The sequence below is a fragment of the Synechococcus sp. TAK9802 genome (genome assembly GCF_014279535.1).
Classification (GTDB): domain Bacteria; phylum Cyanobacteriota; class Cyanobacteriia; order PCC-6307; family Cyanobiaceae; genus Parasynechococcus.
Window position 1 is genome coordinate 1,036,683 of record NZ_CP047937.1, and the last position, 12,959, is coordinate 1,049,641.

The window sequence follows — 12,959 nt, forward strand, 5'->3', positions numbered from 1 at the left end:
TCCATCACGGTGATGCATCAGTTCCTGCCCTATGCCTGGTTCCAGGGCCAGTGCGTTCCCTTCGAGGAGGCCAGGATCTCCATTGCCACCCATGCCCTGCACTACGGCACTGGTGCCTTCGGCGGCATGCGCGCCATTCCCGATCCCCAGAACAGCAACACCATGCTGCTGTTCCGTGCTGATCGGCACGCCCGACGTCTCAGCCAGAGCGCCAGGTTGCTGCTCACGGATCTGAGTGAGGACACGATCCTCTCGGCTCTCACGGCAATGCTGCAGGCCAACAAGCCTGATCAGCCGATCTATCTGCGGCCCTTTGTTTACACCAGCGATCTGGGCATCGCCCCGCGCCTGCACAACATTGAGACCGACTTCCTGATTTACGGACTCCCTCTGGGGGATTACCTGTCCCCGGAAGGGGTGAGCTGCAGGATCAGCAGCTGGACCCGCCAGGAGGACCGCTCCCTGCCGCTACGCGGCAAGATCTCCGGCGCCTACATCACCAGTTCCCTGGCCAAGACGGAAGCCGTGCAGAGCGGTTTCGACGAAGCCTTGCTGTTGAACAGTCGCGGCAAGATCAGTGAAGCCAGCGGCATGAACCTGTTTCTGGTGCGTGATGGCCAGCTGATCACGCCTGGGGTGGATCAGGACATCCTTGAGGGCATCACCCGCGCCAGCGTGATTGAGCTGGCCAAAGCGATGGACATCCCTGTGATTGAACGTCCGGTGGACAAAACCGAGTTGTTCATCGCCGACGAAGTGTTCCTGTCCGGCACGGCCGCCAAGGTGACTCCGATCCGTCAGATCGAATCAACGGTGCTGAACGCCAAGCGTCCCGTGATGGATGCCCTGAAGGCCAAGCTCGTGGCGATCACCGAAGGACGGGATTCCGCCTATGAGCACTGGGTGACCCGTATTCCGATCTCCTAAATCAACCGCCTGAAGTTCGCCCTGAGCTTTTCTTAAGATCGGTGCTTCCTAGAGGGTGCATCGATGGTGGTGACGCAGGCAGATCGGCAAGCCACCACCTCTGCTTTCCTCGAGTACCTGCATGGGCCACAGCGTCCTGTGCTCGTGTTCGACGGTGCCACTGGCACCAGCCTTCAGGGGCTTGGGCTCACGGCGGATGATTTCGGTGGTCCTGACCTGGAGGGTTGCAACGAGAACCTGGCGGTCACCAAGCCGGATGCAGTCAGGGCAGTGCATCGCCAGTTCCTCGAGGTGGGCTGCGATGTCATCGAAACCGATACCTTCGGCGCTGCATCGATTGTGCTGGCGGAATACGGCCTGGAAGACAAGGCCTTTGAGCTGAACAAGCGGGCAGCCGAGCTGGCCCGGGAAATGGCTGATGAATTCAGCACCCCTGAGAAGCCACGTTTCGTGGCGGGCTCCATGGGGCCCACCACCAAGCTGCCCACCCTTGGCCACATCGATTTCGACACGATGCGGGATTCGTTCCGCGAGCAGGCTGAGGGACTGATTGCCGGCAACGTCGACCTGTTCATCGTCGAAACCTGTCAGGACGTGCTGCAGATCAAGGCAGCACTCCAGGGCATCGAAGCGGCCTTTGCCGCCACCGGTGAGCGGCGGGCCCTGATGGTCTCCGTCACGATGGAAACCACGGGCACCATGCTCGTCGGCACGGACATCGCCGCTGTGGTGTCGATCCTTGAGCCATTCCCGATCGACATCCTCGGCCTGAACTGCGCCACCGGTCCGGAGCAGATGAAGGAGCACATTCGCTACCTCTCTGAGCATTCCCCCTTCACCGTCAGCTGCATTCCCAACGCCGGACTGCCGGAAAACGTTGGCGGGGTTGCCCATTACCGCCTCACCCCGGTGGAGCTGAAGATGCAGCTGATGCACTTCGTTGAAGACCTCGGCGTGCAGGTGATCGGTGGATGCTGCGGCACCACTCCCGCCCATATCGGCAGCCTTGCGGAACTGGCGCAGGAGCTCAAGCCGGCTCAACGCCCCTCCCGCTGGGATCGTGCCAGCGCGGAGGATGTGCGCCCCAGCCTCAATTACGAGCCCGCAGCCTCATCGATCTATGGCGTCACGCCTTACCACCAGGACAATTCTTTCCTGATCATTGGTGAGCGGCTCAATGCCAGTGGCAGTCGCAAGGTACGCGAACTGCTGGCAGAGGAAGACTGGGACGGGCTGGTGTCGGTGGCACGCGGCCAGGTGAAGGAAAACGCCCACGTGCTCGACGTGAACGTCGACTACGTCGGTCGCGATGGCGAACGCGACATGCACGAGCTGGTGAGCCGTCTGGTCACCAACGTCAACCTGCCCCTGATGCTCGATTCCACCGAGTGGCAGAAGATGGAGGCGGGCCTGAAGGTGGCTGGGGGGAAATGCATTCTCAACTCCACCAACTACGAAGACGGTGACGAGCGCTTCTTCAAGGTTCTGGAGCTGGCCCGCCGCTACGGCGCCGCTGTGGTGGTCGGCACGATCGATGAAGACGGGATGGCCAGAACGGCCGAGAAGAAGTTCGCCATCGCCCAGCGGGCCTATCGCGATGCCCTCGAGTTCGGCATCCCTGCCCACGAGATCTTCTACGACCCCCTGGCCCTTCCCATCTCCACTGGCATTGAGGAAGACCGGCTGAATGGTCGCGCCACCGTGGATGCCATTCGGATGATCCGGGAGAACCTGCCAGGCGTGCACGTGGTGCTCGGGGTCAGCAATGTGAGTTTCGGCCTGTCACCGGCGGCCCGGATCACCCTCAATTCGGTTTTCCTTCACGACTGCTGTGAAGCCGGAATGGATTCGGCCATCGTCAGCCCCGCCAAGATCCTCCCGCTGATCAAGATCAGCGACGACCACCAGAAGGTGTGTCGTGATCTGATCAATGACAACCGCCGTTTCGAGGACGGCATCTGCGTCTACGACCCGCTCACCGAACTCACCAAGCTGTTTGAGGGAGTGAGCACCAAGGAAGCCCGTGCTTCAGGCCCCTCGCTGGCGGATCTGCCGATTGAGGAACGGCTCAAGCAGCACATCATTGATGGTGAGCGCATCGGCCTGGAGCCCTCCCTGGATGAGGCGTTGCAGACCTACCCCCCTCTGCAGATCATCAACACCTTTCTTCTGGATGGCATGAAGGTGGTGGGTGAATTGTTCGGCAGTGGCCAGATGCAGCTCCCCTTCGTGTTGCAAAGCGCCGAGACGATGAAATCCGCCGTGGCTCACCTTGAGCCGCATATGGAGAAAAGCGAGGGCGAGAGCACAAGCAAAGGTAAGTTCCTGATCGCCACGGTGAAGGGCGATGTCCACGACATCGGCAAGAACCTGGTGGACATCATCCTCACCAACAACGGTTATGAGGTGATCAATCTGGGCATCAAGCAGAGCTGTGAAGCCATCGTTGAGGCCCAACGTGAACATCAGGCCGATTGCATCGCCATGAGCGGTCTGCTGGTGAAGTCCACGGCCTTCATGAAGGACAACCTTCAGGCCTTCAACGATGCGGGCATTGATGTTCCTGTGATCCTCGGCGGTGCGGCACTGACCCCACGCTTCGTTCAGAAGGACTGCCGTGAGGTTTACGACGGCAAGGTGATCTACGGCCGTGATGCCTTCGCTGATCTGCGCTTCATGGATGCGTTGATGGATGCGAAGCGCAGCGACAACTGGACCAATACCAAGGGCTTTCTGGCTGATGCTCCCCAGGGGGTTGGCCTGGATGAAGAGTCGACAACCTCCGAGAGCGCTGAGGAGACATCCGCCTCCGCATCGGATGCTCCAGCTGCGGATCTGCCGCCGGTGAGCTCAGATCGATCCGACGCCGTCCCCGCTGAAACCGCACCGGTGCCGCCCTTCCTCGGCTCTACGGTGATCACTGAGGCCGACATCGACATTGCCGAGGTCTTCCACTACCTCGATCGCAATGCCCTCTTCGCCGGCCAGTGGATGCTCCGCAAAACCAAGGAGCAGAGTCGGGACGACTACGAGGCGATGCTTCAGGAGAAGGCAGAGCCGGTGTTGCAGGAGTGGATGCAGCGCTGCATCAACGAGTCACTGTTGACCCCCCGGGCGGTGTACGGCTACTTCCCTGCGGGACGCGATGGCAACACCCTGCGGGTCTTCGATGCCGACGGCACGCTGGAACTCGGCTCTTTTGAGCTTCCCCGTCAACGGTCTGGCAACCGCTACTGCATTGCCGATTTCTTCAACGATCTGGACGCTGAGGGACGCCCAACCGACGTGCTGCCGATGCAGGCCGTGACCATGGGCCAGAAGGCCTCTGTGGTGGCGCAGGAGCTGTTCAAGGGCGATCGCTATAGCGATTACCTCTACTTCCATGGCCTGGCGGTTCAGATGGCCGAAGCGATGGCCGAATGGGTGCACGCACGGATTCGCTCGGAACTCGGTTTCGCAGATCCAGCTGGGATGCCACTGCGGGATGTGCTGGCGCAGCGGTACCGCGGCAGCCGTTACTCCTTCGGCTACCCCGCCTGCCCGAATGTGGCCGACTCCAGGCAGCAGCTGGACTGGCTCGGGGCTGAGCGGATCGGTTTGAGCATGGACGCCAGTGATCAGCTCGAACCGGAGCAGAGCACCACAGCATTGGTGGCGCTGCACTCCCAGGCCCGTTACTTCAGCGCCTGAGCCCTGAGGGGCGTCCCATAGCCTGAGGCGCCCTGTTTGTGTTCACCATGGCCATTGCCGGACCGGATGGTGTTGATGCCGCCATCAAAGCTGGTGTGGATCTTGATGGAAGTCCAATCCCTGAAGCGATGCTCGCCCTTTACAACCAGGTGATGGATCTGGAAAGTCAGCGCGCCCGCAGTGGTGTTCTGAAATCGATGCGCAACCGGGTGGTCAAGACCGGAGCCAAGCATTTCGACCAGGAAACGCTGAATCAAAGGCTCCTTGAGGCCGGATGGGACGGTCTGAAGGACAAGGAGATCGCTTTCTTCTACGGATGATCTCCTGCTGACGGAGAAGCACCCTCTGCCGGGCTCAGTCCTGGCAGAGCTTCTCCATCGTGTCGATCACCTCTTGCTGGAACGATTCCAGGGCACTGGACTCACTCAGATCAAGGCCTTCGCCAGCGGCGTTCTGGGCCAGGTCCTGGAAATGAAAGGCTCCCTCTCCATTGGCAAGGAACTCGATCGCCGAGCTTTCACCGCTCTCGCGAAACGCATCGCAGAGCGCCAGAAAAGCAGCGTCTTCAGTGAACTCCCAATCCATCGAGTGGACATGACTGAATGACCTTTAACCCGCTCCCCCAGGGGTTCGTCAACCGTCTGAAGTCAAAATGTGCCAGTCCTTGGGCAGACTCCCCCTCAAAAGAGCGCTCAGATGTCCAGCAGCAGCCCCGAATTTCCGCCGGCCAGGAACGTTCTTGGCGACCCACTGGAGAGTTGCAGTTGTGAACCGATGACGGGTTGGTATCGCAATGGTCTCTGCCAAACCGATCCATCGGATCTCGGCCAGCACAGCATCTGCTGCGTGATGACCGAGCAATTTCTCAGTTACAGCAAGGCCCAGGGCAATGACCTGAGCACACCGATGCCCGCGTTTCAGTTCCCGGGCTTGAAACCAGGGGACCACTGGTGCGTCTGTGCACCGCGCTGGAAACAGGCCTACGACGATGGCGTCGCACCGCTGGTGCGCCTGGAGGCCACGGAAGACACAGCCCTGACGGTTGTCAGCCTCGAGCAGCTGAAGCAGCACGCTCACCAATCGATCGACTGACCGTCCCAGGCGAGAAAGGCTCCTGATTGTTCCGGGGTCTGTTGCAGCAACACCTCAACCAACTGACGCGCAGCCCGTTCTGGAGTGAAAAGTTTGTCTGGTGCCACGAAGCTCTGGAACGGACGAGACAGGGCTGTGTCGGTCGTACCGGGATGCAACAGGCTCACGGTGGCCAATGGCCAGCGGCGGGCCCATTCAATGCTCAGGCAGCGCAGCAGCTGGTTCTGAGCCGCCTTGGCCGCCCTGTAGCCGTACCAGCCCCCAGTGCGGTTGTCGCCGATGCTTCCCACGCGAGCACTGAGGCTGGCGAAATGAAAGGGTTGATCCCGCTGCAGCAAGGGCTCGATCGCCTTGGCCAGCAGGATCGGTGCCATGGCGTTGATGCCGAATTGCTCCTCCAACTGAGAACGATCGATCTGTTGAAGACGTTTTTCCGGTTGAAGCCCAGGACCATGCAAACGGCCGCTGCAGTTGAACACCAAACGCAGGGGGAGCCCCTGGGCTCGCAGGCTTGAGCTCAGACCATCCAGATCACTGTCGTTTTGGAGGTCCAGTTGCAGTTGCAGTGAGGAGGCCGGAGGTCCATGACGTCCAGCGGTGAGCACCTTCAGATCAGGGCAGGTGCGCTTCAGTTCTGCTGCCACCGCCGCTCCGATGCCGCCGGGGCCAACCACCAGAGCCAAGCCAGCCCAAGTGGTCGGAGCTTCTTCGACCATGTGAACTTGCTGCGAAGAGGAGATCGTCTAGCGGAAATCAGGCATCATCGGCTGGTGGCTCTGACAGCAGTTCTGGTGCCGATGCGCTGTCATTTCTGGCTCCCGGCCGCAATCGGTAGTCTTTTCATGGCGGCTTTGATCGGCTGGTTGGCTCGGCCTCTCTCACAGCGGCCTGATCAGCTCAGATCAAGCTTGGCTGATCTGCTCGATCACGATTCAACTGTCGGTTCGAGCGTGGTTCCAAAGGTGCCGCCTGGTGCTGACCATGTGCCACTGGAGATCCGCGTCGGTTTGGTGAGCCAGAGCCCTATCACCGCCTTCCGCCCTGGACCCAACGTGCTCTGTCGCTACCAGCACGGCGATGTGATCCCTGCCCAAGAGCTAATGAAGAGGATCGCTTCCTCACCTCAGCATGAGATTCATTGCTCCAGTGGACCTGTTCAGATCAACCAGCAGCATTATCAAGGCGATGTATCACTGCTGAAAGGCCAAGGTGATTGGCTGCCGGTGGTCTCGCTTGATCTGGAGACCTACGTGGCCTCCGTGGTCGGCGCCGAAATGCCCAGCAGTTGGCATGGGGAAGCCCTCAAGGCGCAAGCCGTTGCAGCACGCTCCTATGCGATGGCCCATCTCGCCCGACCGGCAACGACGGCGTATCGCCTGGGGGATACAACCCGTCGGCAGGTGTTTGCAGGGGAGCAAAGCACCACCCCGGCCAGTCGTTCAGCAACACGGGAAACCCGCGGGATCATCCTGAGTTACAGCGGCGGCATTGTGGACAGCCTTTATGCGTCAAATGCGCAGGTGAGTGCTGAAGCCCATGACCATCTCGGCGCCAGCATGAGTCAATCAGGGGCACAGCAACTTGCCCATCAGGGACTCCCCTTCAATGCCATTCTCGGCAGGTACTACGCAGGAGCCACGCTGGCACGGTTGACATGGCATGACCAGTGAACTGCTTCGAAAAGCGATGGAGGTCACGGTTGCATCGACCGCTTCCGGAGCTCTTGTTCCGCTCGACACCTCATTGACCCATCTGGTCGGGGAAAGAGGTTGTCGCTTTGAGTTGCGCCACCTCCTCAGCGCCACACCAAAACACCTTCGAGCATCGGGTCCAAAGCCAAATCCGTTTCTTCCCTGGGACCAACGTCTGGAGGTTGACCGGATCGGTGAATCCCACGTCGTAATCCTCAACAAATATCCCGTTCAGACCTCCCACATGTTGCTCATCACCCAGGACTGGCAACCCCAGACCGGTTGGTTGTCCTTGGAGGATTGGCACTCCCTCGCCAGGATTGATGCCACGACGACGGGGCTGTGGTTCTTCAACAGCGGGCCTGATGCCGGCGCCAGTCAGCCCCATCGTCATCTGCAGTTGTTACCGCGGTCAGAAGGGGAGCGGATCTGTGCTCGGGACGATTGGTTCCGTTGCTGTGCGGCTGGCACAACCACGTCTGCTCAGGATCCTCTGTTGCGCAGTGCACGGGTCGCAGCGATCAGTTCAACTCTGACGGGTGAAATGCTTCAAGCGTTGTATCTCGCCCTGGCTGAAGACCTCGGTCTGGGGCACCCCAGCACCGATGCCTGCCCGCGAGGGGCTTACAACCTGTTGCTCACACGTCAGTGGATGGCCATGGTTCGCCGCAGCAGGGAGGGGATTCGCGGTTTCAGTGTCAACGCCCTCGGCTTCGCCGGATCCTTGTTGAGCACCGAAGTCTCCGATCGAGAGTGGATTCAGCGTTCTGGACCGGAGGCCCTGCTTCAAGCTGTTGTCGACACCCAGGACTTAAAAGTTCGGTGATGGCACGGATGTCTTGACTTGCTTCTCTCTGCCAAGGCTGGAGATGCAACCCTCAACCATCCATTGGACAAGACCTGCCTCAAGCGTCGGAACCGACAAATTCAGGACAACCTGCATCTGGTTCAACCCATTGCCCGTCATTACGCCCAACAGACAGGCCTAGAAAGCGACGATCTCCTGCAAGTGGGATGTCTTGGCTTGATCAAGGCCTACAACCGCTACGACGCCCAGCGGGGGGCTCCCTTTCCAAGCTTCGCCAAACCGCACATTCGGGGAGCGATTCTCCACTTCCTTCGCGACAGAGTCGGACTGATGCGACTCCCCAGGGCCGTTGAAGAACGGGCCATGCAGATGATCCGCAGTTCGGAGGGCTCTGCTCTGAGCCCAGCCGATGCCTTCGTGGTTGACCACTACCACAGCAAGCAGCACTGGGTGGAATTCAACGACGACGTTCTCGACGACACAGCGCAAGGGATGGATCTGGTCGAACGCTCAGAGGCCTGGAGCAGGGTGAACAAGCTCTTCCGCAACCTTGAAAACGACGACCAATGTGCGCTGCAGATGGTCGTCATTGATGGGATGAGTCTGAGGCAGACAGGGCGACTGCTTGGGGTTTCAGCGATGACAGTTCAGAGGCGCGTGAAACGCGGCCTCAACACCATCGCGAAGAGTTTGAACGCCGATCAGCCGGACGCCTGAGCATCGCGATCCATCTGTTCCTGAAGAGTTTTGATGGCGGCATTCAGGGCCGACAGCTGCCGTTCAGCACCATCACGCCAGAACCGCAGCATCGACAACTTCCGTTCCTGATGCTGGCGACGCAGGCTTGTGTGATCGGTGCTGGGGCTACAGCAGAACGGAGGAAGCATTTCAGCGTCGACGCTGAGCCCATGCTGACCGATTTTCAGGCACGGTGTGACTCATCAATCTGTTGGCTGTCTCAGAAGGTGGAACTACGGTGTGAATTGAGAGCATCCAAATCGTGGTGTCGACGTTGCTCCGAACACCACAGCAGCAAGCCGCATGAGTCTCAGGCAAATCTCATTCTTGGTCTTGACCTGCGTCTCGCTTGCGGGTTTTGAGTGCGTGCCTCAGCGCAACGCTGAGGCCTACGTCGCGCTTATGGCAGGTCAAAAGGCGCGACCTCTCAACGGCACCTTCAACAACGTTCCGGTTCTTCATTCCAATCAACCGGAGATCGTCACCGGTCCAGGAATCCTGGTGAACACGGCTGCGGGCTCAGCAATCGCTGCGGAGTCGAACCAGCCGCTTCGCAATGCCTCCCACACCTTCAACGGTGAGTTCGGCGTTCATATGCATCACAAGTACTACCCCAAAGACCAAGCCAAGTTGGGGGGGGCGTCGATCCAGAGGCTTGATGACCCTGGCTCTGATCGCGACGAATCCCGGATCAAGCCCGATCACGCTCCATTTCGATCGAGGCTCCGTCAAAAACAGTTTTGAAGCGCCTTATCACCCGAATCGTTTGATGGGGGTCAAACCCCTTGGGAAGCGTCCTTGGAACACAGGGCCAGGCGATGCCACCGCCGTTCAACTGCTGCGCGGTGAACTGGACCGGAAATTACCCGAACAGGTGGTGATTCCGGCAGGAGGGCAGAGGGTTGTGGTGCGCACGGTGCTCCCTGCCCGTGGCATTGCCAACGGGCTGCTGAGAGGACGCAGCAACGGTCCTTTCACGATGGCTGTCGTTGCCGCCGAGCAATCAGCACAGGATGCCGATCTGTTCGCGGTGCTGCAGTCGGGGCGACTGGCACCGGGAAGGATTTATCTCAACCGGATTCGTGAGATCCAGCTGGGTCGTGTTTTCTCCCGGGTGGCCGGCGTTGCCCTGGGCGATGCCTACAAAGCTGAGATCAGCCATGATCTCAACCAGGGGCCACTCCACGTGCCCCTGACCAGCACGAAGCGGCATCACTTCGGCACCAGCGACTTTCAGGTCAATCCGTTGACCACACGGATGGTTGATTCCGCTCTGAACAACGTCGGCACCTATGGGGTTCGCTATGACGTGACCCTCAATGTTTCTGGTGCAGGGCCCCATCAACTGGTGCTCAGTCACCCGGTTGTGTCGGGCAAGAAGACGTTCACAGCCTTCCGTGGATCACTGCAGATTCGTCAGGATCGAACCCTTCAAGAGGTTCACGTGGGCATGCGCTCAGGGGAGAGCCTGGCCCTGGCTGATCTCAACCTGTTGCCTGGCACGCGCAAGGCGGTGAAGGTGAGCTTGGTTTATCCGGCTGATGCCACCCCAGGCCATCTCCTCAGTGTGGTTCCCGTTCAGCAGCTGGCCATGCTTCATCGCCGCAAGCAACAACAGCGGGACGCCCAGGTCAAAATCGCGGACAGTAAATCCCGCATGGTGGGGCCGAAGACCGCTCCTCCTCCACCTGAAGCCAAGCCTGTTGTTGTGAACCCTGCACCTGTGAAGCCTGCATCTGTAAGGCAGGCTCCTGTGATTCCTGCTGTTGTGCCTTTCGCCCGACCCGGTTACGGCGATGTGATTCGATCTCAGCAGCAATGGTTGCTCCAGCTTCAGGGTCGATAACCTGCCCAAAGGTGGATTGAACTTTTGAGCGGCGAGGACTCAAAACGTCAACGCATCTCTGTGGAGATGTCAGAGCCCATGGTCGCGTTGATTGACCAGCTCAAGGGTGAATACGGAGCCCGTTCCCGGGGCCGGGTGCTCGAAATGCTCCTCCAGGATCTGCTCGACCCTGGGGATGCAGCATCGGATCCTGAGGTCGATCCTCTCAAGGACGATGCTGAACCAGAGGTCGCCACTGGGCCCGATGAGGTCACCAGTCTTGTTCTGATCTCAACGGGCAACCAACAGCAAGGGGGTGAAGACGCTCCAGCCTCAGCCTCTGGGCTTCCCTCGGGGGGTGGCTCCTCTGGCATCGACCTGCCGGGGTTCGTCAGCAAGCGCACCAGTCAGCTGAAAGCGACGCTTCGCTCTCCGCAGCAACGCGATTCCCCCCAGAACGACCCCCTTGTCTCAACGGTGGACCTAGCCGATTTAAGAGAGGCCAGTGCTGCCGCAGAAGAACACTGGAGGTCTCTCTATGGCCAACCACCTGGCCCAACAGTGATTGAAGCGGCCATGACCTGGCTGGCCCGAGATGTCTGGTCCAGCACCGATGCCAGTGATGGGCGTCCATTCACCTGGTCTGCTGCCAATGCAGCCGTTGAGACACTCTGTGCCAGCTGGGAGTCAAGCGATCCATCGCTGGGTCGGGTGATGGTCGTGGCTGGCGCTCTTGAGGATCCCTTTGCAACATCCTCGTTGGCAGAACGGATGCCGACCTTGATCCGCCGTTTTGTGAACCGTTTCCGCCGCAGCAGACAGGTCACCTCCTTTGAAACCCTTGAGTCGACCATGACGGTGCATGGGGCTCTCAAGCTGTTGGGTCTATCAACCCAAGCAGGAACTTCGGTCACTCTTAGCTCCATCCGGGAGGCTTACAAGCAACGGGCGCTTGAAGAACATCCTGATGCGGGTGGTTCCACCGATGCGATGCGCCGACTCAATGAGGCCTATCGGCTGCTGCGTGAGCTGTACAGAAACCGTTGACCGCTTGTCGCGACTGAGACGCTAGAAAAGTCTAGATATGTGTCTTACCTGAGACGGTTGCATTGTCAATCATGGCCAGCTCCGTGGCTTCGAGCAATCAACCAAGCACTGAGGGCCAACATGGCCACGGAACCACACAGCGCCAATAGATCAGTGGCGTTGTTCACCTCGAAGCCAATGGTTTTTTTGAACGCCGCAACAATCAGGCCCACAACAATCACATTGGACAGATTGTTCTTCAGGCTTTGGAGGCTGTTCACCGAGAGAATGTTGATGTGCTGCTCCTCGCCACCCTCCAGGCGTGGATCAAGGTCTGAAATCACCAGTTCGTAGATGCCATAGCCAAAGATCAGCAGTGCGATGCCGATCACGAAGTAATCAACCCCTCCCACCATCTGGGCGATTGTTTTGGCCGCAATGCTCTTGGCCGTGAAGGGCAGGCGCATGATCACAAGGAAGGCGTTGAAGACCTCAACCGGTCCAATGACGAAGCAGCCAACGCTTCCGAGCAGGCTCAATACCACCGGAACGATGCTGATCAGCCGGAATTTCCAGATCAGGTGTTCAAACCGACGTTCAATCCATCGCGCCGCCATGGTCCTATCCGATCATCCGTTCGCAGTCAGATCAACAGAATCTGAGGTCTTGACTGCGACACATTTCAGGACCCAATAAGAGTCTTGCCTGCAATGCGCGCTAATCCTCAAGATTCAAAAAATGGTGGTTTTTATTTGCCACGCAGCCGAGAGTGTCGCAGCACCCTTCCTTCTGCAAAAAACCATTGTCTTGATAGCTTTACCTGTAGTCCACGGCCAGTCCAGGGGTTGCCTGTGACCGGCAAAACCGCTTGAAGGCAAAGGCTTTCAGGCTTGCGTACCTGCTGTAGACACAGGTACGCAATTGGAGTTCACCTTTTCGAGCCTCGAAACCTCGAATCCAGACCATTGTCCTGCTGTTCATGCGGAATCGCTTCACAACTTCAATCACATGTCCCTCGATCAGCTGGAAGCCAAAGACATGTTCCAAGTGACTCAATCTAGACTTATCAAGAGTCTTGATTAGTGTCTCACCCAGGACGAATTGACATTACGAGGCCTCGGCCAGGGCTGTTCAAGAATGTCGACCCATGGACTATGCAAAG

The 12,959-nt window shown here is 59.0% G+C and carries 12 protein-coding genes and 1 pseudogene; 9 read left to right on the forward strand and 4 right to left on the reverse strand.

The features are described from left to right. The first annotated feature begins 12 nt into the window (after positions 1–12). The 3 genes from SynTAK9802_RS06055 to SynTAK9802_RS06065 all read left to right on the forward strand — a co-directional run bounded on the left by SynTAK9802_RS06055 (position 13) and on the right by SynTAK9802_RS06065 (position 4,937). Entirely contained in the window at positions 13–927 is a 915-nt protein-coding gene (locus SynTAK9802_RS06055) for a branched-chain amino acid transaminase (protein WP_186497822.1), read from the forward strand. Between the two features lie 63 nt (positions 928–990). Next, a complete protein-coding gene (metH, locus tag SynTAK9802_RS06060) occupies positions 991–4,617 on the forward strand; it encodes a methionine synthase (RefSeq protein ID WP_186497824.1) in 3,627 nt (1,208 codons plus the stop codon). Positions 4,618–4,664: 47 nt separating this feature from the next. Next, a complete protein-coding gene (locus SynTAK9802_RS06065; RefSeq protein WP_114989215.1) occupies positions 4,665–4,937 on the forward strand; it encodes a DUF4090 family protein in 273 nt (90 codons plus the stop codon). 34 nt (positions 4,938–4,971) lie between these two features. Here SynTAK9802_RS06065 and SynTAK9802_RS06070 read toward each other — a convergent pair whose 3' ends face one another. Beyond that, the gene (locus SynTAK9802_RS06070) at positions 4,972–5,202 is read right to left on the reverse strand and encodes a hypothetical protein (RefSeq protein WP_006851429.1); all 231 of its coding nucleotides are present in this window, start codon (positions 5,200–5,202) and stop codon (positions 4,972–4,974) included. A gap of 111 nt (positions 5,203–5,313) precedes the next feature. Here SynTAK9802_RS06070 and SynTAK9802_RS06075 point away from each other — a divergent pair, with 111 nt between their 5' ends. Further along, a complete protein-coding gene (locus tag SynTAK9802_RS06075) occupies positions 5,314–5,709 on the forward strand; it encodes a DUF2237 family protein (protein ID WP_115009057.1) in 396 nt (131 codons plus the stop codon). Here the strand turns inward: SynTAK9802_RS06075 and SynTAK9802_RS06080 are convergent. Then, the gene (locus SynTAK9802_RS06080; RefSeq protein ID WP_186497826.1) at positions 5,691–6,425 is read right to left on the reverse strand and encodes an SDR family NAD(P)-dependent oxidoreductase; all 735 of its coding nucleotides are present in this window, start codon (positions 6,423–6,425) and stop codon (positions 5,691–5,693) included. The genes SynTAK9802_RS06075 and SynTAK9802_RS06080 overlap by 19 nt on opposite strands. A gap of 54 nt (positions 6,426–6,479) precedes the next feature. Between SynTAK9802_RS06080 and SynTAK9802_RS06085 the strand changes: the two genes are divergently transcribed. The 3 genes from SynTAK9802_RS06085 to SynTAK9802_RS06095 are packed head-to-tail and all read left to right on the forward strand — an operon-like array spanning position 6,480 to position 8,925. After that, positions 6,480–7,379, forward strand: a complete 900-nt coding sequence (locus tag SynTAK9802_RS06085) for a SpoIID/LytB domain-containing protein (protein ID WP_255487887.1) — start codon at positions 6,480–6,482, stop codon at positions 7,377–7,379. Further along, entirely contained in the window at positions 7,369–8,226 is an 858-nt protein-coding gene (locus SynTAK9802_RS06090) for a DUF4922 domain-containing protein (protein WP_186497830.1), read from the forward strand. The genes SynTAK9802_RS06085 and SynTAK9802_RS06090 overlap by 11 nt, the downstream gene beginning before the upstream one ends. Positions 8,227–8,244: 18 nt before the next feature. Then, positions 8,245–8,925: a sigma-70 family RNA polymerase sigma factor gene (locus SynTAK9802_RS06095; RefSeq protein ID WP_186497832.1), complete on the forward strand. Its 681-nt coding sequence runs from the start codon at positions 8,245–8,247 to the stop codon at positions 8,923–8,925. Here SynTAK9802_RS06095 and SynTAK9802_RS06100 read toward each other — a convergent pair. After that, positions 8,910–9,095, reverse strand: coding sequence for a hypothetical protein (locus SynTAK9802_RS06100; RefSeq protein ID WP_114989156.1), 186 nt, complete (start codon positions 9,093–9,095; stop codon positions 8,910–8,912). The two genes, SynTAK9802_RS06095 and SynTAK9802_RS06100, sit on opposite strands and share 16 nt — an antisense overlap. 154 nt (positions 9,096–9,249) lie before the next feature. On the opposite strand from SynTAK9802_RS06100, the pseudogene SynTAK9802_RS06105 reads away from it, so the two are divergent. After that, a pseudogene (locus tag SynTAK9802_RS06105) lies at positions 9,250–10,792 on the forward strand (DUF3370 family protein). A gap of 78 nt (positions 10,793–10,870) precedes the next feature. Next, positions 10,871–11,818, forward strand: a complete 948-nt coding sequence (locus tag SynTAK9802_RS06110; RefSeq protein ID WP_186497834.1) for a molecular chaperone DnaJ — start codon at positions 10,871–10,873, stop codon at positions 11,816–11,818. A 65-nt stretch (positions 11,819–11,883) separates the two neighbouring features. Here SynTAK9802_RS06110 and SynTAK9802_RS06115 read toward each other — a convergent pair whose 3' ends face one another. Continuing rightward, a complete protein-coding gene (locus SynTAK9802_RS06115) occupies positions 11,884–12,414 on the reverse strand; it encodes a YqhA family protein (protein ID WP_186497836.1) in 531 nt (176 codons plus the stop codon). Positions 12,415–12,959: the final 545 nt, after the last annotated feature.